Origin of the sequence: Rhizobium rhizogenes NBRC 13257, assembly GCF_000696095.1 — a bacterium.
Taxonomy (GTDB): Bacteria; Pseudomonadota; Alphaproteobacteria; order Rhizobiales; family Rhizobiaceae; genus Rhizobium; species Rhizobium rhizogenes.
The window spans coordinates 197,916-220,656 of the sequence record NZ_BAYX01000001.1; the positions used below are offsets into that span (position 1 = coordinate 197,916).

Below are 22,741 nucleotides of genomic sequence, written 5' to 3' on the forward strand. Positions count from 1 at the left end.
CAGTCTTGGCGGAAACCGGCGGCAAATTCAACCGGAGGGAGCCATGACGCTCGAACCACTATTCAATGCTCCAATCGCTATTCAGATTCATGTGCTGGCTGTTATGCCCGCGGCACTCCTCGGCGCCTATATTCTGCTCAGGCAGAAAGGGACGCCATGGCATCGTCTTCTCGGGAAAATTTGGTTGGGGCTGATGGTGCTTGCCGCATTGTCCAGCTTCTTCATTCACCGAATCAATATGTTCTTCGGTTTCAGCCCGATCCATATTCTATCGGTTTACGTCCTCGTCGGCAGTTGGCGGGTCATCGTCACTGCACGCCGCCACGATATACGAACGCATAGACGTATCGTCATAGGCCTTTATCTTGGCGGAATCATTGGTGCTGGCCTGTTCACGCTCCTGCCTGGGCGGATCATGAACGAGGTTGTTTCTTCAGGTGACGCGCTGGTGCCTCTTGGTGTGGTGGCAACGATAGCGACCTTCCTTGCATGGCTTGCCATCATGAACATAAGAAAGCGCCGGCATTTGATTTGAGAATGCTCTCACGGAGAACTGGCGTTGCGTACCTTCCTCGATATATAAGTGTATGAAAGAGTATCGATTCAACGTATCGCCCGGAGGTGCACCATGGACTGGAAGGGACGTCGGCAATCCGACAATATCGAGGACGAACGCGGTTCTTCGCCGACGGGAGGAGGTCCTCTCGGCGGCGGCGGGTTTCGCTTTCCCGGTGGAGGACTGGGCGGCGGTGGCTTGAGCTTCCGCACCATAATCGTCCTGGTGGTGATTTTCCTGGTGCTGAGAGCCATGGGTGTCGACGTCATCGGCTTGTTGCAGCAGAGCGGCGCCTTGACTGGCGGCTCCACTTCCGGGTCCGGCTATCAGCAGAGCGACAACAGTGGCGGCACAGCGGCACCGGCCAATGACGAGATGAAGCAATTTGTCGCCACGGTGCTCGCCGATACCGAGGACACCTGGACCGGCATCTTCAAATCCATGGGCCAGACCTACACCGATCCAAAGCTGGTGCTGTTTTCAGGCCGTTTCCCTTCAGCCTGCGGTACGGCCTCGGCGGCGACCGGGCCTTTCTATTGCCCGAGTGACCAGAAGGTCTATCTCGACATGGCCTTCTTCCAGCAGATGAAGGACCAGTTCGGCGCATCCGGCGATTTCGCGCAAGCCTATGTCATAGCGCACGAAGTCGGCCACCATGTTCAGGACCAACTCGGCATCCTGCCGAAGTTCAATCAGGCGCGTCAGACCATGAACGAGGTCGATGCCAACAAGATGTCGGTACGTATCGAGCTGCAAGCCGATTGCTTTGCTGGTATCTGGGGCAAGTTCACCCAGCAGAAAGGCATTCTGCAGCAGGGCGACCTCGAAGAGGCGCTGAATGCCGCGCAGCAGATCGGTGATGATACGCTGCAGAAGCGCAGCCAGGGCTATGTCGTTCCCGACAGCTTCAACCACGGCACATCCGCGCAGCGTATGAAATGGTTCAAGCAGGGCTTCGATTCCGGCAAGCTCAGCGACTGCGATACGCTGAACAATCCGGTTTAAGCTCTCAAACTCTTCTTCCCGCTCCTCATTCTGTCGAAGGGGCGGGAGAAGGATTTTGAGCAAGGCAAAATGGCGATTGGCCGGGTGAGGGGTCTCCTCATTATTGGCAGCTTGATGGTTCCTTTGCTCCTCACCCTAACCCTTTTAATGCGCCTGGCATCTGGTCTACTTTTGAGGCTGGAGCGACGATAGGTGCATTGGGGATAACTGGCATTCCAAACGTAAGCGATCAAAAGAATCGGCCGATGAATCAGAAAGATTGAAGCGTTCACGGATTGTTTCGGGCAAAATCTTCAAGTATTGGGAACGCACTGATTTTCGTTCACGTTCTGTCTCTTCATGGAGATAGGGCCACAAAAAGGCAAACTCCATGATCGATCCGAAATTCGCGCGTCGCGGCTTGTTGCTCGTCTTCATTATTCTCTTCCTGGATGTCATGGGTCTCGCCATCATCATGCCGGTGTTGCCGCAGTATCTCGAAGAGCTGACGGGCGCTTCGGTCAGCGAGGCGGCCACCGACGGTGGTTGGCTGCTGCTTGCCTATGCCGCCATGCAGTTTCTATTCTCGCCGTTGATCGGTAATTTGAGCGACCGCTTCGGCCGCCGTCCCATCCTGCTTGCCTCGGTGCTGACCTTCGCTATCGATAATTTCATCTGCGCTATCGCCGGTACCTATTGGATATTGTTCGCAGGCCGCATCCTGGCCGGCATCAGCGGCGCAAGTTTCTCGACATGTTCCGCCTATATTGCCGACATCAGCAATGACCAGAACCGGGCTAAGAATTTCGGCCTGATCGGCATGGCCTTTGGCGTCGGTTTCGTACTCGGGCCGGTCATTGGCGGTTTTCTCGGCGAATTCGGTCCGCGTGCACCCTTTTACGGCGCGGCCGCGTTGGCGTTGCTGAACTTTATTGGCGCTTATTTCCTGCTACCGGAAACGCTGGAGGCGAAGAACCGTCGCCGTTTTGAGCTCTGGCGCGCCAATCCGCTCGGCGCTCTGCGGCAGGTCCGTCGCTATCAGGGGCTCGGCTGGATCTTCGTCGTGATGTTCTTTAACTGGCTGGCACATGGCGTCTTTCCGGCCGTCTGGTCCTTTGTCTCCTCCTATCGTTATGATTGGACGTCGTTGGAAATCGGCATTTCGCTCGGCACCTACGGCATCGGCATGGCACTGGTTATGGGGTTGGTCTTGCCCCGCATCGTGCGGGTGCTCGGCGAATGGAAAACCGTGGTGTTGGGGCTTGTCTTTTCCGGAATCGGCTTGGTGGGCTATGCCTTCGCCTGGCATGGCTGGATGGTCTATGCCGTCATCATCCTGACCGTGATTGAAAACGTTGCGGATGCGCCGCTGCGCTCTATCGCCGCAAGCAAGGTGTCGCCGTCGGCGCAGGGAGAATTGCAAGGCGCTCTCGGCAGCCTTACCAGCATCACGGCCATCATCGGACCAGTGCTGTTTCCCTATCTGTTTCGCTTTTTCACCGCGCCGGAAGCACCCGTCACCTTTGCCGGTGCCCCCTTCATCATGTCGGCAATCCTGATCCTGGCCGCAGTGATCCTCTTTGTCGTCAAGGTGCGCAAGGACGAGCCGAAAGCCGTGGTGGAACCGGCCGCTCAAGAGGTGGCTTAAATAATCATCAGATATTTTGATGATCTGATGAATTCTTTAGCATCTTAGCTTTGCCAACTGGCTTTTTCGCTGAAGTTGCGCTAAGGCGGCAGGTTCGCGCGCCTCGGGTAGGAGCGGTCTGCGCGTTTCTTAAAATCGAGTTTTCAAGATGGATATGCCGGCAACTGCGCGCCCGTTCGCGCATGACAATGACAATTCGTGGTCTGCGCATGTCCGCGCCACCCTGGCGCTCGGCATACCGCTGATCGGTGCGCAGCTGGCACAGCTCGGCATCAACACCACGGATGTGATGATCGTCGGTCGGCTCGGTGCCGAGCAGCTGGCCGCCATGGTTCTGGCCGCGCAGTTCCTGTTCACCATCCAGATTTTCGGTTCCGGTTTTTCCATCGCTGTCGTGCCGCTGGTGGCGCAGGGCTATGGCCAAGGCGATGTCACCTCGGTTCGCCGGGCGCTGCGCATGGGCATCTGGGTCGTCACCGCCTTTTGGCTGTTGACGCAGCCCGCCTTCTTCTATTCCGAGCAGATCCTTCTGGCCGCCGGGCAGAAGCCGGATGTGGCAAGGCTTGCCAGCGAATATATCGCCATCGGCCATTACGCCGTGCTGCCGGGGTTGCTTTATAACGTTATCCGCGCGCTGGTAAGCGCGATCGGCATGGCGCGCGTCATTCTCTACGTCACCATCGCCATGCTGGTGATGAATGCCATACTCGCCTACGGCCTGGTGCTCGGCCATTTCGGCATGCCGGCGCTCGGGCTGCATGGCGCGGCCATCGTATCGGTAGCGGTGCAGACGGCAGGCTTCCTCTTCATCGTCGCCTTCGTTCAGAGCCGTGAAAAGACGCGCCGCTATGAGATCTTCGTTCGCCTTTGGCGGCCCGATTGGCACGCATTGTGGGACGTGGTTCGCCTCGGTTTTCCGATCAGCATCACGGTTCTGGCTGAGGTCAGCCTGTTCACGGCGGCGTCGCTGCTGATGGGCCAGATCGGCACGATCGAGCTTGCCGCCCACGGTATCGCGCTGCAATGGGCGTCGATCGCCTTCATGATACCGCTCGGCCTCAGCCAGGCGGCGACCGTTCGGGTCGGCGTCGCGCATGGGCAGGGGGATCGCATCGGTCTGACGCGTGCGGCGATCGTCGTGCTCATCGTTTCGAGCTGTATCTCGCTGCTCGGCAGTATCCTGTTCGCCACGATGCCGATGTGGTTCGGAAGCTGGTTCCTTGATGTGACCTCGGCTGAGGCGCCGCAGGTGCTCGCCTACGCCGCGCCGCTGATCGTCGTTGCGGGCCTGTTCCAGTTGGTCGACGGTCTGCAGGCAATCGCCAGCGGCTTGCTGCGCGGTCTGAAGGATGCGCGCGTGCCGATGATCCTGGCGCTGATCGCCTATTGGCCGATCGGCTTCTTCCTGGCCTGGCTGCTTGCCTTCCCGCTCGGCTTCGGTGGCGTCGGCATCTGGCTCGGCTTCTTCCTAGGGCTGGCCTCGGCCGCGGCGATGCTTTGCGTGCGGTTCTATATTCTGGTGCGCTCGGAGAAAATGGTCGGCTGAGGTCGGCTATTTTCGCATCGTGGCGTGAAGACTGCTGACAGATATTGGCAGCATGATCCCGTATATTGGCGTCATACCAATTTGATGGGAGACGACCATGACATACAAAGCAAGCGCTCACAGCGAGGCCACGCTTTTCCCGCTGGATGGACTTTTCAACCACGGTGCGGTCGTGCACATGCTTGCACATTCCGATGGTTCGCCTCGACGTGAGCAACCGAAAGCAAAGTCGTATTGGCTGGCCGTTGCCTGCGCCGCGCACGTCCGGCATGGGCGGGCAAACGGCTTCATGCAGGTCAATCACGGCAAGCAGGGACCATTGAAGCGGATTAAGCCGGGCGACGGCGTGGTCTATTATTCTCCGTCGGTGGCCATGGGCGATAAGGACGGCTTTAAAAGCTTTACGGCGATCGGATATGTCCGGGACGGCGAGCCCTATCAAGGTGAGATGGCATGCGGCAAGGCGTATCGCCGCGATGTCGATTGGCTGGATGTGCCTGAGCAACCGATCCGCCCTTTGCTGGATTGGCTGGATTTTACCCAGGATAAGAACTGGGGTTACAAGTTGAGATTTGGCCTGGTTCCGTTCAGTGAATCCGATTTCGAGTTCCTGCAGGAAATCCTGACAAGCGAACTCGAAGAGGTCAGGCGCCGCCGCTTGCAGGCCTGATCAAGCGGTATCGAGAACTCCTAAAGACGAAAGCCCCGGATTGACGATCAATCCGGGGCTTTCCTTTTAGCCAATGATCATGGTGGCGCTGCTTATGCGCGCTCGGCCAAAGCCGGTTCGCCCTTCTTCTCGCGCACCAGATTGACGAAGCGGCGGAAGAGGTAGTGGCTGTCCTGCGGGCCAGGGGAGGCTTCGGGGTGATGCTGTACCGAGAAGACCGGCTTGCCGGAAACGCGCAGGCCGCAATTGGTGCCGTCGAAGAGCGAAACGTGAGTCTCTTCAATGCCTTCCGGCAGCGTGCTCGCGTCGACTGCGAAGCCGTGGTTCATCGAGACGATCTCGACCTTTCCCGTCGTGTGGTCCTTGACCGGATGGTTGGCGCCGTGATGGCCCTGATGCATCTTTGCGGTCTTGGCGCCGAGGGCGAGACCGAGCATCTGGTGGCCGAGGCAGATGCCGAACAGCGGAATGTCCGTCTTCAGCAGGTCCTGGATAACCGGCACGGCGTATTCGCCGGTCGCGGCCGGATCGCCGGGGCCGTTCGACAGGAAGATGCCGTCCGGCTTCAGCGCCAGCACGTCGTCGGTGGATGCGGTTGCCGGCAGCACGGTGACTTTGCAGTCGAGACCGGCGAAGAGGCGCAGAATATTGCGCTTCACACCGTAGTCGAGGCAGACGACATGGTACTTGGCATCGGCAGTCTTCAGCTCGCCATAACCTTCGTTCCAGATCCAGGGCGTCTGCGACCATTGCGACGACTGGCCGGAGGTGGCGACCTTGGCGAGGTCGAGACCTTCGAGGCCGCTCCAGGCCTTGGCGTCCGCCTTGAGCTGGTCGATGTCGAAGACGCCGTTCGGGTCGTGGGCGATGACGCCGTTGGGCATGCCGTTTTCACGGATCCAGGCGGTCAGCGCGCGGGTGTCGATGCCGCACATGCCGATGATGCCGCGCGCCTTCAGCCACTGGTCGAGATGCTTGACGGCGCGGTAGTTCGAAGGATCGGTGACATCGGCCTTGAAAATAACGCCGACGGCGCCGTGCCGGGCGGCAGGCGTCAGGTCCTCGACGTCTTCCTCGTTGGTGCCGACATTGCCAATGTGAGGGAAGGTGAAGGTAACGATCTGGCCGAGATAGGAGGGGTCGGTCAGGATCTCCTCGTAGCCCGTCAGCGCCGTGTTGAAGCAGACTTCGGCCTGGACCTTGCCGGTCGCGCCGATGCCCTTGCCTTCGATCACGGTGCCGTCGGCGAGAACGAGCAGGGCACTTGGCTTTTCAATTGTCCATGGAGCTGTGGCGGTCATTGTCATCCCGTTTCCGGCGTCGTGCGCGGCCTTGAAAAGACCGGGGGCTTCCGCCATGTTTGTCGCAGATTGCAGCCAGCGACATGCGTCGCGGCTTGAGACCTTAATATCGATCTAATGTGCAGGTGTTGGACATAGCCAAACAAGGCCTGTCGGTCAATGCGCCGTTTTCGTTTCCCGCCAGGGAATTCGCCAAGTTTCGGCCGCAGGCACGCAATTGCATTGATCGCTGCTCATGGTCTATGAGACTGGCAACATGAAATGAGAGGCTGGGCGATCGTCGCCGGCTTGCTTAGGGAGTTAAAGACATGATCCGCGAAACGCTTTCCAACGCCCAGAAGGATGCCATGAGGGCCAAGGATGCGGCGAGGCTTTCGACCGTGCGCTTGATCCTGGCCGCCATCAAGGACAAGGACATCGCCAATCGCGGCTTGGCCAAGGAACAGGCAAGCGACGACGAGATCCTGCAGCTGCTCGCCAAGATGATCAAGCAGCGGGAAGAGTCGGTTAAGATGTATACCGATGGCGATCGTCCGGAGTTGGCTCAGAAGGAGCGCGAGGAAATTGCTGTCATCCAGGGCTTCATGCCGGAACAGCTCTCCGAAGAGAAAGTGCGCGAGATTTGCGTCGCCGTCGTGGCCGAGCTCGGCGCCCAGGGCCTTAAGGACATGGGCAAGTGCGTTGCGGCGCTGCGCGAGCGATATGCCGGGCAGATGGATTTCGCCAAGGCGTCGGCGATCCTCAAGGATCTGTTGAAGTAAATTTTATCTGTTTGCGGCCGCGCTCTGGCGCGGCCAACGCGATGTTCGATTCTCGGCGTACTGCATCGACATAGGCTGAAAATAGAGAAGGCAGGAGCTGGGGGAGCTCCTGCCTTCTTGCGCTTTGCAGCCGTTTGATGACGCAGGGTGGGGCCCAAAAATCAAACGTCTATTGCAAAGGCACCCAGGTGAGGCGGCGCCGGGGGTAGGGATGGTGCCTCACCTGGGGATCGGTTAAATCTTATCTGGTGATCCTGACCTGCTGTTGCAAATTCATGTCTTGCGATTCCAGCCAGGATATCTGAACTTTGACACCGGCCTTGAGAGCCGGCACTTTCATATCGACAGGAAGCTGATAGCCAGCATCCGCATAGAGCACGTTCGTAGCTGCCGCAGGCGCTGCGCCATCCGTCATCGTTGCCGAGCTATAGTTAGCTGTGGCGAAGAGGGCGGCAGCGGCAAAGGGTACCAGCAGAACGCGCATTTCATCTCCTAAACTGAAAGCCTGTACCTCTGGCTTCCTGTTCGTCGGGACGTCTAGGCATGTCGCGTCGCGAACCATGTTGTTCGCCGGCTTGTCTCGTCCTGTGAGATGGAAGCTATTGCGCTGCACATGAACAATCAAATTACAAAAAAATAATGTTTGACTTACGAACCATGCCGCAAATGTGCCACCAAGCGGGAAGATCACGCGCGCCTCGATCTTCGGCCAATGGTTGCGGCGGGTGTTGCCGCACTCTCCTGTTGTTAGCTGGAGTGGTGGGCAAGTATCTGCTTTTTCATCATTTTCCTTTTGCGGAGAAGCAGCCTTCCAGATGCACATAAAGGCCGCGGGGAGTCGTGGCCATTTCTGTCGTCAATGATGTCAAAATGGCTTTTCAGGAGGGTGCGGGAACATTAACAACGCCACTGCAATCACGGTCTTGTGATCGGAGTGGTTGATTGTCGACCCAGGCGCGAGGGGCTGTGAATAGCGGGTGTGGTGACGGGTTCCTCGTGGCAATGCGCGTTGTTCCTGCTTATAAGGGGGCAAGCCAGAGGTAATTATGCGATTTTCCAATACGTTTCTCGATGAGATTCGCGACCGCGTCCCTATTTCGGACGTGATCGGCCGCCGTGTGACGTGGGATCGGCGCAAGACCAATGTGCCGCGTGGCGATTATTGGGCCTGCTGCCCTTTCCATGGCGAAAAGTCGCCGAGCTTCCATTGCGAGGACCGCAAGGGCCGTTACCATTGCTTCGGCTGCGGGGTCACCGGCGATCATTTCCGTTTTCTGACTGACCTCGAGGGTCTGAGCTTTCCTGAAGCCGTGCAGCAGATCGCCGACATGGCCGGCGTTCCCATGCCGATCGCCGATCCCATGGAAGCGAAGCGCGAGAAGGAACGCACCTCGCTGCTCGACGTCATGGAGATGGCGACGCAGTTCTTTCAGGACCAGCTGCAGACGGCAAATGGGGCGAGGGCGCGCGCCTATCTGCGCGATCGCGGTCTGACCGGCCGTACCATCGATACCTTTCGTCTGGGCTATTCACCGGATAGCCGCAATGCGCTGAAGGAATTTCTGTCCAGCAAGGATGTTGCCAAAGAGCAGATCGAAGCCTGCGGTCTCGTGGTGCATGGTCCGGATATTCCGGTCTCTTACGATCGCTTCCGTGATCGCATCATGTTTCCGATTCTGTCTTCTCGCGAGAAGGTTATCGCCTTCGGTGGCCGGGCGATGTCGCCGGACGCACCGGCGAAGTATCTCAATTCCAACGAGACCGAGCTCTTTCATAAGGGTAACGTGCTCTACAATTTCACCCGCGCGCGGCGTGCCGCTCAAGGGAACGATGGTTCAGGGACGATCATCGCCGTCGAAGGCTATATGGACGTGATCGCGCTGCATCAGGCCGGCGTCGAAAATGCCGTCGCGCCGCTCGGCACGGCGCTGACGGAGAGCCAGCTTGAGCTTCTGTGGAAGATGACGCCGCAGCCGATGCTCTGCTTCGATGGCGATGGCGCCGGTATCCGCGCCGCCAATCGCGCCGCCGATCTGGCGCTGCCGCATATCAAGCCCGGCCGAACGGTCCGTTTCGCGCTTCTGCCTGACGGTAAGGATCCGGACGATCTCGTCCGTCACGATGGCCGCGCGCCCTTCGACAAGGTGTTGGCGCAGGCAAAGCCGCTGGCGGAGATGATCTGGGGCCGCGAAACCAGCAACGGCACCTTCGATACCCCGGAGGCGCGTGCCGAGCTTGAAGCGCGGCTGAAGCAGATGGTCTCGGTTATCGCCGATGAAAATGTCCGCCGTCATTATCAGCAGGATATTCGCGACCGGTTGAACGGGCTGTTCCAGCCGCAGTTTCGGCGCAACGACAATCAGCAGGGGCGCGGTTTTTCCCGCGAGAACAACGGCCGCTCCTTCGGTGGTCGTGGCGGACAGAGCCGGGATCGGCCGGCGGCCGTTAGCACGAAGGCGACGGATCGTTTGATGCGCTCGGGCATGATCAAGGGCCATCAGGATGTTCCGGGCCTGCGCGAAAGCGTGCTAGCGGTGACCATCGTCAATCATCCGCTGCTGTTGCAGGACGAATATGACGAGATCGCCGCTATCGACTATGAGAGCCGTGAATTGCAGCGCCTATGGTCTGCCATGCTCGGCGCTGCCGCGACCATACCGGCTCAGCAGCTCAGCCGAGAGCGATTGCTCGAACAGCTGGAAGAACAGGGTTTCGCCGCCTTGCTGAAGGCGCTGGACCAGCAGGTGCGCAATGCCCGCCTCTGGACGGCGACGGAGGAGGCGGCGATGGAGGATGCGCGCGAGGGCTATCGCCAGGCGCTCGCGCTCCATAAGCGTTCGAAGGCGCTGCGCTGGCACAAGATCGAGCTGGAGCGCGCCGTTGCCGAAGCGACGGAAGAGGGCGACGGCGAACTCATCGAACAGCTGATGCGCGCTTTGCAGGAAGTGCAGCTCGAAGCCTTGCGGCTGGAAAACCAGGAAGCGATCATCGACGGCTTCGGGGTGCTTTCCGGCCGCATTAAAGGACCCGCAGGGAAGTAGGGGATAGATGTCACAGCCGGATAGACAGGAACCACGGTTTTCCGCCGACAATGCGCTGTTTGCAGATCGCAGTTCCGGAATGGCGCCGCTCGACGTTCTCAAGCGGGTCTACGGCTATTCCGCCTTTCGCGGCAAGCAGCAGCAGGTGGTCGAGCATGTCGTGGCCGGCGGTGACGCCGTGGTGTTGTTTCCGACCGGGGCCGGCAAATCGCTGTGCTTCCAGATTCCGGCCCTTTGCCGCGACGGCATCGGCATCGTCGTCTCGCCGCTGATTGCCTTGATGCGCGATCAGGTCGAAGCGATGAAGCAGCTCGGCATCCGCGCGGCGGCATTGAATTCGTCATTGTCGCGTGAGGAAGCGAGCGACATCTATCGCGCCGTCTCCAGCGGCACGCTCGATATGCTCTATGTCACGCCCGAGCGTGTCATGACCGACGGGTTCCAGCAGATGATCGCCAGGGCGAAGATTGCCCTATTCGCGATCGACGAGGCGCATTGCGTCTCGCAATGGGGACATGACTTCCGGCCGGAATATCGCGACCTCGGCAAGCTTGCTGAACTCTTTCCCAAGGTGCCGCGCATCGCGCTGACGGCAACCGCCGATCCGCATACGCGCGACGATATCATCGAGCGGCTGGGGCTCGACGACGCCAAAGTCTTCACCACCAGCTTCGACCGGCCGAATATCGCCTATGAGATTGTCGAGCGCGATCAGCCGCGCCAGCAGTTGCTACGTTTTCTCGATGGCCATCGCGGCGATAGCGGCATTGTCTATTGCCTGTCGCGGGCTAAGGTCGAGGATACCGCGGAATGGCTGAACGGGCAGGGCGTTCGCGCGCTTGCCTATCACGCCGGCATGGACCGCTCTGTTCGCGATGCCAATCAGGACGCGTTTCTGAAGGAAGAGGATCTTTGCCTGGTGGCGACGGTTGCCTTCGGCATGGGTATCGACAAGCCGAATGTGCGCTATGTCGCCCATCTCGATCTGCCAGGCTCCATCGAGGCCTATTATCAGGAGACAGGCCGTGCCGGACGCGACGGGCTGCCGTCCGAGGTCTGGATGGCCTACGGCATGGCGGACGTCATCCAGCGGGGGCGGATGATCGATGAGGGCAATGCGGCGGATGAGATCAAGCGCGTCGAACGCGCCAAGCTCAATGCGCTGCTCGCCGTCTGCGAGACGGCCGGCTGCCGGCGGCAGGCGATCCTGGCGCATTTCGGCGAGGGCCATGCTGGCGGCTGCGGCAATTGCGACACTTGCCTGAAGCCGGTTGAGACCTGGGATGGCACGGAAGCGGCGATCAAGGCGCTGGCCGCCGTCTATCGCACCGGGGAGCGTTTCGGCACCGGCCATGTCATCGACGTGTTGATAGGGACCGTCAACGAGAAGACCGAGCGTTTCGGCCATGTCAACATGCCGGTCTTCGGTGCCGGCAAGGATATTCCCGCGCGCACCTGGCAATCCGTCTTTCGACAATTGCTGGCGAACGGCTTTATCAGCGTCGACCACACCGCTTTTGGCGCGATGAAGCTGGAGCCGGAGGCAAAGGCCGTGTTCAAGCACGAACGTCAGGTCTTCTTCCGCAAGGACCGGCCGGAAGCCGGTCGTCGTGGCAAGAAGGGTGCGAGGATAGAAAAGAGGCAGTCGAACCTTTCGGGCGAGGCACAGCCGCTGTTCGATGCTTTGAGGGCAGAACGCACGAAGATCGCCAAGGAGCTCGGCGTGCCGCCCTATGTCGTTTTCCCGGATACGACGCTGATCGCCTTTGCGACGGAGCAGCCGACGAGCCGCAATGCGCTGCTAGGGATTTCAGGCGTCGGGCAGGCGAAGCTGGAACGCTACGGGGATGCGTTTTTGAAGGTTATCAAGGATTTCGCCGATCGGTGACACCTAGGCGCTATGCCTGTTCACATCCTGGCGGTCATGCCGCCATCGACGGTCAGGACATGTCCGTTGACGAAGGATGCCGCATCGCTGGCGAGGAATAGTGCTGCACCGGCGATTTCATCCGGCCGTCCCCAGCGCTGAATCGGAATGCGCTGGCGCACGACCGGCATAAGGTCCGCATTCGCCACCATCGCTGCGTTGGTTTCCGTTGCAAACCAGCCCGGCGCAATGGCGTTGCTGGTGATGCCGTATGGACCGAATTCAACCGCCATGCCGCGCGTGAGACCGGTCAGCCCCTGTTTGGCCGCCGGATAGACGCAGTCGCCGGGCATGGTGACCCGACCGCTGATCGAGGTAACAGAGATCAGTCGCCCGTGATTGTGTCGCTTCATCAGCCGAGCGGCGTCGCGGGAAAGCATGATCGAGGCGGCGAGATCCGTGTTGAGCAAGGCGAGGATCGATTCGTCGTCGAAGTCGGCCAGCGGGCGTCTGTCTCGAGCGCCGACATTATTGATCAATATGTCGAGCCGGCCGTGCTGTCTCTCGATATCGGCCGTCATCGCGCTCCGCGCCTCGCGGTCGGCAATATCGAAGGCTGCTGCTTCGGCCATGCCTCCTGTCGCTTGAATGGCTTCGACGGCGTTGTTCAACGTTGCGGCATTGCGCCCATTGACGATGACATGCGCTCCCGCGTCGGCAAGCGCCTTTGCCATTTCGAACCCGAGGCCGCGTCCGCCTCCGGTGACGAGCGCGACCCTGCCCGCGAGGGAGAATCTGTGAAATATGTTCATGGCTCTCCCTTTCTGCTGAGATCAACATCGACCTGCAGCAAAATAGTGGACTCAGTCAAGTAATTTTTGCAATAACAACTGACGGGGCGAGGCAGGGAACTTGCATGTTTTTCGTTCGGTTCGACAGATAATATCGAACTTGCCCTGTATCGTGCCAGCGCCACGACGCTACGCATTTTTGCCGCGGCTGGATGCAGCAAGGGACCTAATCCTGTGTTATTTCTTGGCCAGTTAGGCACCGTGACCAGCATCGGAATGCGACCATGACCCCTGCGTTCATATCTCACTTGCGCAACGAACTCGCCGGCCTGAAAGATGCGGGGCTTTATAAGTCCGAACGCGTTATCATCTCCAAGCAAGCTGGCGAGATTGCCGTTGCAGGCGGTGCGCGAGTGTTGAATTTCTGCGCAAATAATTATCTCGGCTTGGCCGACAATGAGGAACTGGCCGAGGCGGCGAAGACGGCACTCGATCGCTACGGCTATGGCATGGCTTCCGTGCGTTTCATCTGCGGCACGCAGGAGGAGCACAAGCAGCTTGAGGCGCGGATCTCAGGCTTTCTCGGCATGGAGGATACGATCCTCTATTCCTCCTGCTTCGATGCCAATGGTGGGCTGTTCGAGACGCTGCTGTCGGAGGAGGATGCGATCATCTCCGATGCGCTCAACCATGCATCGATCATCGACGGCGTGCGCCTCTCGAAGGCGAAGCGGTTTCGCTATCTCAACAACGACATGGCGGCATTGGAGGAAGAACTGAAGAAGGCCGAGGGCAGCCGCTTCAAGCTGATTGCCACTGACGGCGTCTTCTCCATGGACGGCATCATCGCCAATCTTGGTGGCGTTTGCGATCTCGCCGAGAAATATGGCGCCATGGTCATGGTCGATGACAGCCATGCGGTCGGCTTTGTCGGTGATCACGGTCGCGGCGCGGCGGAATATTGCGGCGTCGAGGGCCGGATCGACATCATCACCGGCACGCTTGGCAAGGCGCTCGGTGGCGCATCGGGCGGCTACACCTCCGCGAAGGCCGAGATTGTCGACTGGCTGCGGCAGCGCTCACGCCCCTATCTCTTCTCCAACACGTTGGCGCCGGTCATCGCGGCCGCCTCGCTGAAGGTCTTTGACCTCATCGACAATGGCGACGCCCTGCGAAACCGGCTCCGTGGCAATGCCGAGTTCTTCCGCGGCGAAATGACCAAGCTCGGCTTTACGCTGGCCGGCGCCGACCATCCGATCATTCCTGTCATGCTCGGCGACGCCAAGGTGGCGCAGGAGATGGCGGCTCTAATGCTGAAAAAGGGCGTCTACGTCATCGGCTTCTCCTTCCCCGTTGTGCCGAAAGGGCAGGCGCGCATCCGTACGCAGATGTCGGCGGCGCATTCGAGGGTCGACGTCGAGTGCGCGATTGCTGCTTTCGCCGAGGCGGGACGGGAACTCGGAATCATTTGAATCGGTTGGAGACGACAGATCATGTCAAACATGATGAAGGCGCTGGTCAAATCGAAGCCTGAAGTCGGACTATGGATGGAGCATGTTCCGGTTCCCGAGGTCGGGCCGAACGATGTGCTGATTCGGGTCAGGAAGTCGGCGATCTGTGGCACCGATGTACATATTTGGAACTGGGACCAGTGGGCGCAAAAGACCATACCTGTGCCGATGGTCGTCGGCCATGAATTCTGCGGCGAGATTGCCGAGATCGGTTCGGCGGTGACGAAGTATCATGTCGGCGAGCGTGTTTCTGGCGAGGGGCATATCGTCTGCGGCAAGTGTCGCAATTGTCGGGCGGGCAGGGGCCATCTCTGCCGCAACACGCTCGGCGTCGGCGTCAACCGCCCAGGTTCCTTCGGCGAGTTCGTTTGCATCCCGGAATCCAATGTCGTGCCGATCCCGGATGATATTCCGGATGAAGTGGCGGCGATCTTCGATCCCTTCGGCAATGCCGTGCACACGGCACTGTCCTTCGACCTGGTGGGCGAGGACGTGCTGGTCACCGGTGCCGGCCCGATCGGCATCATGGGCGCCATGGTCGCGAAGCGGTCCGGCGCGCGCAAGGTTGTCATCACCGATATCAATCCGAACCGTCTGGCGCTTGCCCATAAGCTCGGCATCGATCACGTCGTCGACGCCTCGAAAGAGAATCTTGCCGATGTGATGAAGTCGATCGGCATGACCGAAGGCTTTGACGTCGGTCTGGAAATGTCGGGTGCGGCGCCGGCGTTCCGTGACATGATCGACAAGATGAACAATGGCGGCAAGATCGCCATTCTCGGCATCGCGCCGGCCGGCTTCGAGATCGACTGGAACAAGGTGATCTTCAAGATGCTGAACCTGAAGGGCATCTATGGCCGCGAAATGTTCGAGACCTGGTACAAGATGATCGCCTTCGTTCAGGGGGGGCTCGACGTCTCGCCGGTCATCACCCATCGCATCGGCATCGATGATTTCCGCGAAGGGTTCGAAGCGATGCGTTCCGGCAACTCCGGCAAGGTGGTAATGGACTGGTTTTGAACTTATTTGTGACCTGATGGCATCAGTATTGTCCGCAAACTGCGGAAATGAAAGCGTTTGACAAGGCTGCTCTTGTCATCGTGCGGGGACTTCCTAAATACGGGGAACAATTGTTTCCGGCGTGCGGAGCCTGTGGATAAGGCTTTTTCACGATTTTAATGAGCTTTTTTGCTGGAAAAGCTTGACGTGAACAAAAATTGTAGGAATCACCGTTTGTCCTCGGAAAAACGGTAAACTGGATCAGGCGGATCATTTATACCATGGCCGGAAATCCAAACGCAATCCAGCTTTGCTGTCCAGTGCCGGCGATCGTGGTTAATCAGGCATTAAAGGTCATTCCGTTAGGTCTTTGTCGGTGATTCGGGGCTGGCGCGAGGCGCGCCGGGCCAGAGCGGTCATTCACCGCGTATAAGTTTTAAGCGTCAGGGAAAGCGACGATATAGAGATGGCAACCAAGGTCAAAGAGAACGAAGAAGCTGAAGTCGAACGCGACGGCACCTCCGATGGCCCGCTTCTCGATCTTTCCGACGACGCGGTCAAGAAGATGATCAAGGCCGCGAAGAAACGCGGCTACGTGACGATGGACGAGCTCAACGCCGTCCTGCCGTCCGAAGAAGTGACGTCCGAACAGATCGAAGATACGATGGCGATGCTCTCCGATATGGGCATCAACGTCATTGAAGACGAGGATGTCGAAGAGGCGGGCGCGGCAACCAGCAGCGACGATGACGATTCCAGCGACGACGACAATGGGGAAGGCGGCGAACTCGCACCTTCCACAGGTTCGGCGCTTGCTACCGCCAAGAAGAAAGAGCCGACCGACCGCACGGACGATCCGGTGCGTATGTACCTGCGCGAAATGGGTTCGGTCGAACTGCTGTCGCGCGAAGGTGAAATCGCGATCGCGAAGCGCATCGAGGCCGGCCGCGAGACCATGATCGGTGGCCTCTGCGAAAGCCCGTTGACGTTCCAGGCGCTGATCATCTGGCGCGACGAACTCAACGAAGGCACGACGCTGCTGCGCGAGATCATCGATCTCGAAACCACCTATTCCGGCCCGGAAGCCAAGGCTGCGCCGCAGTTCCAGAGCCCGGAAAAGATCGAGGCGGACCGCAAGGCCGCTGAAGAGAAGGAAAAGGCCCGTCGCGGCCGTTCACCTTCCGGCGATGACGACATCACCGATGTCGGCGGTGAAGGCTTGCCGGGCGAGGAGGAGGAAGAGGACGAGGACGAATCCAGCCTCTCGCTCGCCGCGATGGAAGCCGAACTGCGCCCGCAGGTGATGACGACGCTCGACACGATTGCCGAAACCTACAAGAAGCTGCGCAAGCTGCAGGACCAGCAGGTCGAGCAGCGTCTGTCTGCATCGGGCACGCTGTCGTCGGCTCAAGAGCGTCGTTACAAGGAGCTCAAGGATGAGCTGGTAAAGTCGGTCAAGTCTCTGTCGCTGAACCAGAACCGCATCGACGCTCTCGTCGAGCAGCTCTACGACATCAACAAGCGCCTCGTGCAGAACGAAGGCCGGTTGCTGCGCCTTGCCGAATCTTATGGCGTCAAGCGCGATAGCTTCCTGGAACAGTATCAGGGCGCCGAGCTTGATCCGAACTGGATGAAGTCCATCGGCAATCTGGCCGCGCGCGGCTGGAAGGAATTCGCCAAGAGCGAAAACACCACGATCCGCGACATTCGCCAGGAAATTCAGAACCTTGCGACCGAAACCGGTATCTCCATCTCGGAATTCCGCCGCATCGTGCATATGGTGCAGAAGGGTGAGCGCGAAGCGCGTATCGCTAAGAAGGAAATGGTCGAAGCGAACCTCCGCCTCGTCATCTCCATCGCCAAGAAATACACCAACCGCGGTCTTCAGTTCCTCGATCTTATTCAGGAAGGCAATATCGGCCTGATGAAGGCGGTCGATAAGTTTGAATATCGCCGCGGCTACAAGTTCTCGACCTACGCGACCTGGTGGATCCGGCAGGCGATCACCCGTTCGATCGCCGACCAGGCCCGCACGATCCGTATTCCGGTGCACATGATCGAAACGATCAACAAGATCGTTCGCACGTCGCGCCAGATGCTACACGAAATCGGCCGCGAGCCGACGCCGGAAGAACTGGCTGAAAAGCTCGCCATGCCGCTCGAAAAAGTGCGCAAGGTGCTGAAGATCGCCAAGGAGCCGATCTCGCTCGAAACGCCTGTTGGTGACGAAGAAGATTCGCATCTCGGCGATTTCATCGAGGACAAGAATGCGCTGCTGCCGATTGACGCCGCCATCCAGGCGAACCTGCGCGAGACGACGACCCGTGTGCTGGCCTCGCTGACGCCGCGTGAAGAGCGCGTGCTGCGCATGCGCTTCGGTATCGGCATGAACACGGACCACACGCTCGAAGAAGTCGGCCAGCAGTTCTCGGTCACCCGCGAACGTATTCGCCAGATCGAAGCGAAGGCGCTGCGCAAGCTGAAGCACCCGAGCCGCAGCCGCAAGCTGCGCTCGTTCCTCGACAGCTAAGCGGTTTCTGCCGTTATGAAATCAAAGCCCGGTTCGCGAAAGCGAGCCGGGTTTTTTGCAAGCAACAGGTTGCAATATAGGCTCGGGCCATGATGGACGTTCCGCCTGAACTCTTCGAGACCTCTATGCCAGCACGGCTGCGAGATCTGCTCTCCGGTTATAGCTGGGCGGCAGACGAACTCGGACGCTCTTCGGCAAGTGTTTTTCGTTTGGAAGCCGACAGCCTGCCGCCTCTTTATCTCAAGAGTGAAATCAACAGTTCATTCAGCGAATTGGCGGGCGAAGTTGCAAGGCTTCGGTGGCTTGGCGCGCAGGGCCTTGTTTGCCCAGCGGTCGTCGCTCATGAAGCCGGCGGCGAGCGTGAATGGCTGCTGATGAATGCGCTTGACGGCGCCGACCTCGCCAGTGCGTCTTTGATCTCGCCCTTGGAGCGCGTGCGGATGTTCGCGGAAGCGCTGCGAGATCTTCATAGGATCCGCATCGATGCCTGTCCGTTTGATCATCGATCGGACGCAAGGATTGCTGCTGCCAAAGCCCGGATGCTTGCCGGCCGTGTCGACGAGACTGATTTCGATGAGGCGCGATTGGGCCGATCGGCGGAAAGTCTTTTTCGCGAACTCGAAGAGCGCAGGCCGGCAGCGGAGGACCTCGTCGTCACCCATGGCGATGCCTGTCTGCCGAACTTTATCGCCGCCGATCACCGTTTCGCCGGCTATATCGATTGCTGCCGTCTCGGCGTCGCCGACCGTTATCAGGATATAGCGCTGGCCTGCGGCAGCATCGTGTATAATTTTGGTGAAGCGCTGGTTGCGTCCTTTCTGGAGACCTATGGGATCTCCGAGGTGGATGCGGAAAAAATGGACTACTATCGGCTGCTGGACGAGTTCTTTTAGCTCTGGGCGTATCGGCGCAGCTGTTGGGTGATCACGCAGGTGTGTTTTCCGGGCATTGCGGAGCCGCTCAGGGCCTGACAATCTGTCTTTTCGCAATTGCCTCTTTCGGGCCGCATTGTTGCCCACCATATGTCGGGTGTCTGTCGCCGCTCGATCTGTCATTTTCGGTAAGGTTCCGATGAAATTGATACGCGTTTTCCCATCGGCTGCTTTTGCCCGGCGAGCCGTTCGCTGAGCGATGGAACAGGCCGCGACAAAGCAGGATGAGAAGATCGGGCGGGGCTTTGTCCTGTCGATCCTCCTGCATGTCGCGCTGGCGGCCATTTTTCTGCTCCGGCCGTTGATGATGCCGCCGCAGGCGGCGCCGGAAGAGAATGTCAACGTCGAGCTTGTGCCGCAGCCGCAGGAGCAGCAGGAGAACGCGACAAAGCCGAAGGAGGCTTCCGGCCAGGTTCCGACGCCGACGCCCAAGCCGAACGAGAAGTCGCAGCAGGCGGACGCGCAAAAGCAGCCGGAACAGAAATCCGGCGATCCCAAGACGCAATCGGATCAGCAGGATAAGGCTGAGGCTGAAAAGGCGGCACCTCCCGCCAGTAACCCAAGCTCCAATACACCTACGCCGAAGCCTGAACAGCAGGCCTCGACAGAGGAGACACCCCTTCCGGACATGAAGGGGGAGGAGAAGGATCCCTCGACCACACAGCAGGCGGATGCCTCGGCTCAGTCAGATGAAGCACCGGCCGCGAACGATGGCCAAGCCGAAGAGCAAGCTGCGTCGCCCGCCAAGGACTCTGATGCCCAGACTGCACAGGCCGATGCCGCATCGCCGGCCAAGGATCCTGATCCGCAGCCGCAACAAGCACAGGCTACCCCACCCGCGTCCACCGAGCAGGCCAAGGCGGCTTCGCCGGTAGCCGACCCCAATTCACGCGACCCTGCCTCGATGCCGCAACCGAAACAGCTTACGACGGACCAACCTTCGGACGCGCAAGTGGCTCAGCCGGAAGCTCCGGCGACGGAGCAGGATGGCACGGACACGCAGGAGAAGGCGGCGGCGATATCTGATCCCGAGACGAAGCAGGCGAATGCCGCCGATCCCGATACGCAACAGCAGCCGTCATCCGCCGACAACAAGGTTGATCAGCAAATTACAGTGCCGACCCTTGCAGGTCCTCAATCGCAGCCACCGTCAAAGGAGCAGGCCGCTTCGGACAATAAAAGCGATCCGGCGAACGGGACGTCCTTCGTCACCGAGCCCGATGTCAAATCGCAACAGCAAGCCGCCAAGGGCAAGTCGGGTGGAGAGAAGGGACAACTCAAACAGGCCAAGAAGCTCTATTCCGGCAGCGAAATGGCCAAGATGTCTAAAAGCGACTACGATGCCTGGAAAAAGTTGCCACGGCGCGAGCGCGTTTCCTATCTTTGCAACTCCGAGGAAAAGTTGCAGTTCGGGCAGGACCTGAATGGGATGGGCTTCATGAACTCCGCGCTATCACAAGCTATGCGTTCAGACACTGGTCTCTTCGGTAACGGCGTGGCAGTCAAAACTCCCAAAGGTTGGCAGCAAGTCAAATTCACATGTCAGGTTGATGATGATGCCTTGAAGGTGATCGCCTTTTCACATGCCGTTGTTGGGCGCATTCCCCAAAGCCAAGCTGAGAAGCTTGGTTTGTTCGAATACTGATCTGCCAACAACACCCGCCCCATCGCTTTGAAACAATAGTTTATTTCAGCGCCAATCGAAATTCGGCCCATTTCATCATACAATTGCTCGCAGCTACGCGATTCAGTTTCCCTCCCTTTGCATTGCTCAATCCGATGACATCGATCACTGCCGATTCCAAATCCTTGGCCGCCGGCCATTCCACGCTTCGCGGTGTTCTGGTGGCATTCGCGTCCTATGCCGTCTTTGCCTTCAGCGATGCGTCGATCAAGATGCTGCATGGAACGTTGCCGTCCTATCAGGTGGCCTTCATCGGCGCGCTTTTCGGCTTCGCCGCCGTCCCGTTCCTGAAGAGGCGTGACGATAATTGGGTGGATATGGTCAGAACATCGAACCGTCCTCTCTGGATACTGCGTTTTGCCTGCGGTGCTACCGGCGCCATATGCTCGATTGTTGCCTTTACCAAGCTGTCGATGGCGGAGGCATTTGCGCTGCTGTTCCTGCTGCCGTCCTTCGTCACCATTCTTTCGGTCGTCTTCCTGAAGGAAGACGTGCGCTGGCAGCGCTGGACGGCGGTGATCCTCGGTTTTATCGGCGTGCTCATCGTGCTGCGGCCGGGTTTTCGCGAGCTTTCGATCGGTCACCTCTGCGCAGCGATCGGCGGCCTGGCGGCTGCAATCGGGATCGTCATCAATCGGGCGCTTGGGGCGAAGGAAAAGAGAATTTCGCTTTATGGTGCAGGCCTGTTCGGCACGCTCATCGTCAGCGGTCTTCTGATGTTGTCCGAGGTGTCGATGCCGACGGCCTGGCAATGGCTGTTCCTGGCGAGCTATGGGCTGCTTGGTGCGGTCGGCAACGTGCTGTTGATGACTGCGGCGCGCATGGTACCGGCCAACCTCGTCGCGCCGCCTCAATATAGCCAGATGATCTGGGCGATCGGCTTCGGCTATCTTCTGTTCAACGACGATATCGACCTGCCGATGGCGTTGGGCATCGCGCTGATCATTTTCTCCGGTCTGCTGACGCTGGCGCGCGAGCGCAAGCGTGGCACGCCTCTGCCCACGGCCGTCACCGCCAATACGCAGGCGGCGTTGGCGACCGCGCAGGAGCGGCCGGAGACGTGACATATGCCTCGCCGACAGCTTTCAGCAGGGTTGAAGGGCGGGGCACATGAAGACCGGCCAGTTCAAGATGTTCCGCTCCCGCGTCGCGGGCATCAGGGCCGTGAAAGCCGAAACGGGATATAGCTTTCCCAAGCATACGCATGACCAGTTCGGTATCGGCGTCATCGAGTCCGGCGCGCATGCGTCACTGAGCGGGCGCGGATTGGTGCGGGCGGAGGCGGGAGATGTCATCTGCTTCAATCCGAATGAAGTACATGACGGCATGCCCATCGGCGAAAGCCGGGCCTGGACGATGCTTCATTTCGATCCGTCGGTGATCGGCGATCTGCTGAACGATATCAGCGAGGGTGGGATTGGAGGCGCGGAGTTTCCGGCGCCTGTCATCCGTAGCCGCGAGATAGCGGCATACTTCAGAGCTTTGTTTCCACTCCTGGTCGGCAATTCTGAGTCACAGAACGCGCTGCTGCGGGATGGGCTAATGTTATCGCTCGTCGCAGCCGTCATGGGCGAGGGCACGCCGGCGTCGTGCGATATTGCCATTCCCGCCGCTATCCGTCGCGCTCGCGATCTGATCGAGGACGATCCTTCAGCTCCTCTGACGCTTGCCGAACTCGCTGACGCCTGCGGACTGAGCCATTTCCAGTTCCTGCGGGCATTCACCAAGGCGACGGGGCTCACTCCCCATGCCTATCTCTTGCAGCGTCGTATTCACGAAGCGCGGCGGCTGATCGCGGCGGGCACGCCATTGGCCGAGGCGGCTTTTGCCAGCGGCTTTGCGGATCAAAGCCACATGACGCGCCTCTTCGTGCGTAATTTCGGCATATCGCCGGGCGTCTATGCGGCAGCTGCCGGTTAG

At 59.3% G+C, this 22,741-nt stretch carries 18 protein-coding genes; 15 read left to right on the forward strand and 3 right to left on the reverse strand.

The features are described from left to right. The first annotated feature begins 43 nt into the window (after positions 1-43). From RRH01S_RS00935 to RRH01S_RS00955, 5 genes are all read left to right on the forward strand, one after another. The gene (locus tag RRH01S_RS00935) at positions 44-535 is read left to right on the forward strand and encodes a DUF2306 domain-containing protein (protein WP_012651909.1); all 492 of its coding nucleotides are present in this window, start codon (positions 44-46) and stop codon (positions 533-535) included. 93 nt (positions 536-628) lie between these two features. Next, positions 629-1,561: a KPN_02809 family neutral zinc metallopeptidase gene (gene ypfJ / locus RRH01S_RS00940; RefSeq protein ID WP_007701586.1), complete on the forward strand. Its 933-nt coding sequence runs from the start codon at positions 629-631 to the stop codon at positions 1,559-1,561. 370 nt (positions 1,562-1,931) lie between these two features. Continuing rightward, the gene (locus RRH01S_RS00945) at positions 1,932-3,188 is read left to right on the forward strand and encodes a TCR/Tet family MFS transporter (protein ID WP_012651908.1); all 1,257 of its coding nucleotides are present in this window, start codon (positions 1,932-1,934) and stop codon (positions 3,186-3,188) included. A 148-nt stretch (positions 3,189-3,336) separates the two neighbouring features. Next, the gene (locus RRH01S_RS00950; RefSeq protein ID WP_037218632.1) at positions 3,337-4,734 is read left to right on the forward strand and encodes an MATE family efflux transporter; all 1,398 of its coding nucleotides are present in this window, start codon (positions 3,337-3,339) and stop codon (positions 4,732-4,734) included. Positions 4,735-4,831: 97 nt separating this feature from the next. Further along, positions 4,832-5,404 carry an EVE domain-containing protein gene (locus RRH01S_RS00955; protein ID WP_037218630.1) on the forward strand — a complete coding sequence of 191 codons (573 nt, stop codon included), beginning with the start codon at positions 4,832-4,834 and terminating at the stop codon, positions 5,402-5,404. 92 nt (positions 5,405-5,496) lie between these two features. Here RRH01S_RS00955 and carA read toward each other — a convergent pair whose 3' ends face one another. Beyond that, positions 5,497-6,705, reverse strand: coding sequence for a glutamine-hydrolyzing carbamoyl-phosphate synthase small subunit (carA, locus tag RRH01S_RS00960; RefSeq protein ID WP_007701600.1), 1,209 nt, complete (start codon positions 6,703-6,705; stop codon positions 5,497-5,499). Positions 6,706-7,013: 308 nt separating this feature from the next. Here carA and RRH01S_RS00965 point away from each other — a divergent pair, with 308 nt between their 5' ends. Then, positions 7,014-7,466: a GatB/YqeY domain-containing protein gene (locus RRH01S_RS00965; RefSeq protein WP_007701603.1), complete on the forward strand. Its 453-nt coding sequence runs from the start codon at positions 7,014-7,016 to the stop codon at positions 7,464-7,466. A 241-nt stretch (positions 7,467-7,707) separates the two neighbouring features. Here the strand turns inward: RRH01S_RS00965 and RRH01S_RS34735 are convergent, their stop codons facing one another. Beyond that, positions 7,708-8,289 (reverse strand): hypothetical protein, encoded by a 582-nt coding sequence (locus RRH01S_RS34735; protein ID WP_234711630.1) that lies wholly within the window; start codon positions 8,287-8,289, stop codon positions 7,708-7,710. 223 nt (positions 8,290-8,512) lie between these two features. Here RRH01S_RS34735 and dnaG point away from each other — a divergent pair, with 223 nt between their 5' ends. Then, positions 8,513-10,507, forward strand: a complete 1,995-nt coding sequence (dnaG, locus tag RRH01S_RS00975) for a DNA primase (RefSeq protein ID WP_037218629.1) — start codon at positions 8,513-8,515, stop codon at positions 10,505-10,507. Between the two features lie 7 nt (positions 10,508-10,514). Beyond that, on the forward strand, positions 10,515-12,395 hold the full coding sequence (gene recQ, locus RRH01S_RS00980) for a DNA helicase RecQ (protein WP_012651902.1): 1,881 nt from the start codon (positions 10,515-10,517) through the stop codon (positions 12,393-12,395). Between the two features lie 20 nt (positions 12,396-12,415). On the opposite strand, the gene RRH01S_RS00985 is transcribed toward recQ, so the two are convergent. Next, positions 12,416-13,186, reverse strand: coding sequence for an SDR family oxidoreductase (locus RRH01S_RS00985; RefSeq protein WP_037218628.1), 771 nt, complete (start codon positions 13,184-13,186; stop codon positions 12,416-12,418). 263 nt (positions 13,187-13,449) lie between these two features. On the opposite strand from RRH01S_RS00985, the gene RRH01S_RS00990 reads away from it, so the two are divergent. The 7 genes from RRH01S_RS00990 to RRH01S_RS35315 all read left to right on the forward strand — a co-directional run bounded on the left by RRH01S_RS00990 (position 13,450) and on the right by RRH01S_RS35315 (position 22,741). Continuing rightward, entirely contained in the window at positions 13,450-14,637 is a 1,188-nt protein-coding gene (locus tag RRH01S_RS00990) for a glycine C-acetyltransferase (RefSeq protein WP_034517893.1), read from the forward strand. A 21-nt stretch (positions 14,638-14,658) separates the two neighbouring features. After that, positions 14,659-15,696, forward strand: coding sequence for an L-threonine 3-dehydrogenase (gene tdh / locus RRH01S_RS00995; RefSeq protein ID WP_012651899.1), 1,038 nt, complete (start codon positions 14,659-14,661; stop codon positions 15,694-15,696). A 445-nt stretch (positions 15,697-16,141) separates the two neighbouring features. Further along, on the forward strand, positions 16,142-18,205 hold the full coding sequence (gene rpoD / locus RRH01S_RS01000; RefSeq protein ID WP_007701617.1) for an RNA polymerase sigma factor RpoD: 2,064 nt from the start codon (positions 16,142-16,144) through the stop codon (positions 18,203-18,205). Between the two features lie 89 nt (positions 18,206-18,294). Beyond that, positions 18,295-19,098 carry an APH(3') family aminoglycoside O-phosphotransferase gene (locus RRH01S_RS01005; RefSeq protein ID WP_012651898.1) on the forward strand — a complete coding sequence of 268 codons (804 nt, stop codon included), beginning with the start codon at positions 18,295-18,297 and terminating at the stop codon, positions 19,096-19,098. Positions 19,099-19,336: 238 nt separating this feature from the next. Further along, the gene (locus tag RRH01S_RS01010; RefSeq protein ID WP_012651897.1) at positions 19,337-20,782 is read left to right on the forward strand and encodes a DUF930 domain-containing protein; all 1,446 of its coding nucleotides are present in this window, start codon (positions 19,337-19,339) and stop codon (positions 20,780-20,782) included. 134 nt (positions 20,783-20,916) lie between these two features. Then, positions 20,917-21,885, forward strand: coding sequence for a DMT family transporter (locus RRH01S_RS01015; RefSeq protein WP_034517897.1), 969 nt, complete (start codon positions 20,917-20,919; stop codon positions 21,883-21,885). Positions 21,886-21,931: 46 nt separating this feature from the next. Further along, the gene (locus RRH01S_RS35315; protein ID WP_034517899.1) at positions 21,932-22,741 is read left to right on the forward strand and encodes an AraC family transcriptional regulator; all 810 of its coding nucleotides are present in this window, start codon (positions 21,932-21,934) and stop codon (positions 22,739-22,741) included.

Excerpts from the sequence above, each read along its gene's own strand:
- RRH01S_RS00945 (WP_012651908.1), top strand. The coding sequence starts at position 1,932 with ATGATCGATCCGAAATTCGCGCGTCGCGGCTTGTTGCTCGTCTTCATT.
- recQ (WP_012651902.1), top strand. The coding sequence starts at position 10,515 with ATGTCACAGCCGGATAGACAGGAACCACGGTTTTCCGCCGACAATGCG.
- RRH01S_RS00990 (WP_034517893.1), top strand. The coding sequence starts at position 13,450 with ATGACCCCTGCGTTCATATCTCACTTGCGCAACGAACTCGCCGGCCTG.
- RRH01S_RS01015 (WP_034517897.1), top strand. The coding sequence starts at position 20,917 with ATGACATCGATCACTGCCGATTCCAAATCCTTGGCCGCCGGCCATTCC.
- tdh (WP_012651899.1), top strand. The coding sequence starts at position 14,659 with ATGTCAAACATGATGAAGGCGCTGGTCAAATCGAAGCCTGAAGTCGGA.
- RRH01S_RS00950 (WP_037218632.1), top strand. The coding sequence starts at position 3,337 with ATGGATATGCCGGCAACTGCGCGCCCGTTCGCGCATGACAATGACAAT.
- RRH01S_RS35315 (WP_034517899.1), top strand. The coding sequence starts at position 21,932 with ATGAAGACCGGCCAGTTCAAGATGTTCCGCTCCCGCGTCGCGGGCATC.
- RRH01S_RS00985 (WP_037218628.1), bottom strand. The coding sequence starts at position 13,186 with ATGAACATATTTCACAGATTCTCCCTCGCGGGCAGGGTCGCGCTCGTC.
- rpoD (WP_007701617.1), top strand. The coding sequence starts at position 16,142 with ATGGCAACCAAGGTCAAAGAGAACGAAGAAGCTGAAGTCGAACGCGAC.
- carA (WP_007701600.1), bottom strand. The coding sequence starts at position 6,705 with ATGACCGCCACAGCTCCATGGACAATTGAAAAGCCAAGTGCCCTGCTC.
- RRH01S_RS01010 (WP_012651897.1), top strand. The coding sequence starts at position 19,337 with ATGGAACAGGCCGCGACAAAGCAGGATGAGAAGATCGGGCGGGGCTTT.
- RRH01S_RS00965 (WP_007701603.1), top strand. The coding sequence starts at position 7,014 with ATGATCCGCGAAACGCTTTCCAACGCCCAGAAGGATGCCATGAGGGCC.
- dnaG (WP_037218629.1), top strand. The coding sequence starts at position 8,513 with ATGCGATTTTCCAATACGTTTCTCGATGAGATTCGCGACCGCGTCCCT.
- RRH01S_RS34735 (WP_234711630.1), bottom strand. The coding sequence starts at position 8,289 with ATGTGCATCTGGAAGGCTGCTTCTCCGCAAAAGGAAAATGATGAAAAA.
- RRH01S_RS00935 (WP_012651909.1), top strand. The coding sequence starts at position 44 with ATGACGCTCGAACCACTATTCAATGCTCCAATCGCTATTCAGATTCAT.
- ypfJ (WP_007701586.1), top strand. The coding sequence starts at position 629 with ATGGACTGGAAGGGACGTCGGCAATCCGACAATATCGAGGACGAACGC.
- RRH01S_RS00955 (WP_037218630.1), top strand. The coding sequence starts at position 4,832 with ATGACATACAAAGCAAGCGCTCACAGCGAGGCCACGCTTTTCCCGCTG.
- RRH01S_RS01005 (WP_012651898.1), top strand. The coding sequence starts at position 18,295 with ATGATGGACGTTCCGCCTGAACTCTTCGAGACCTCTATGCCAGCACGG.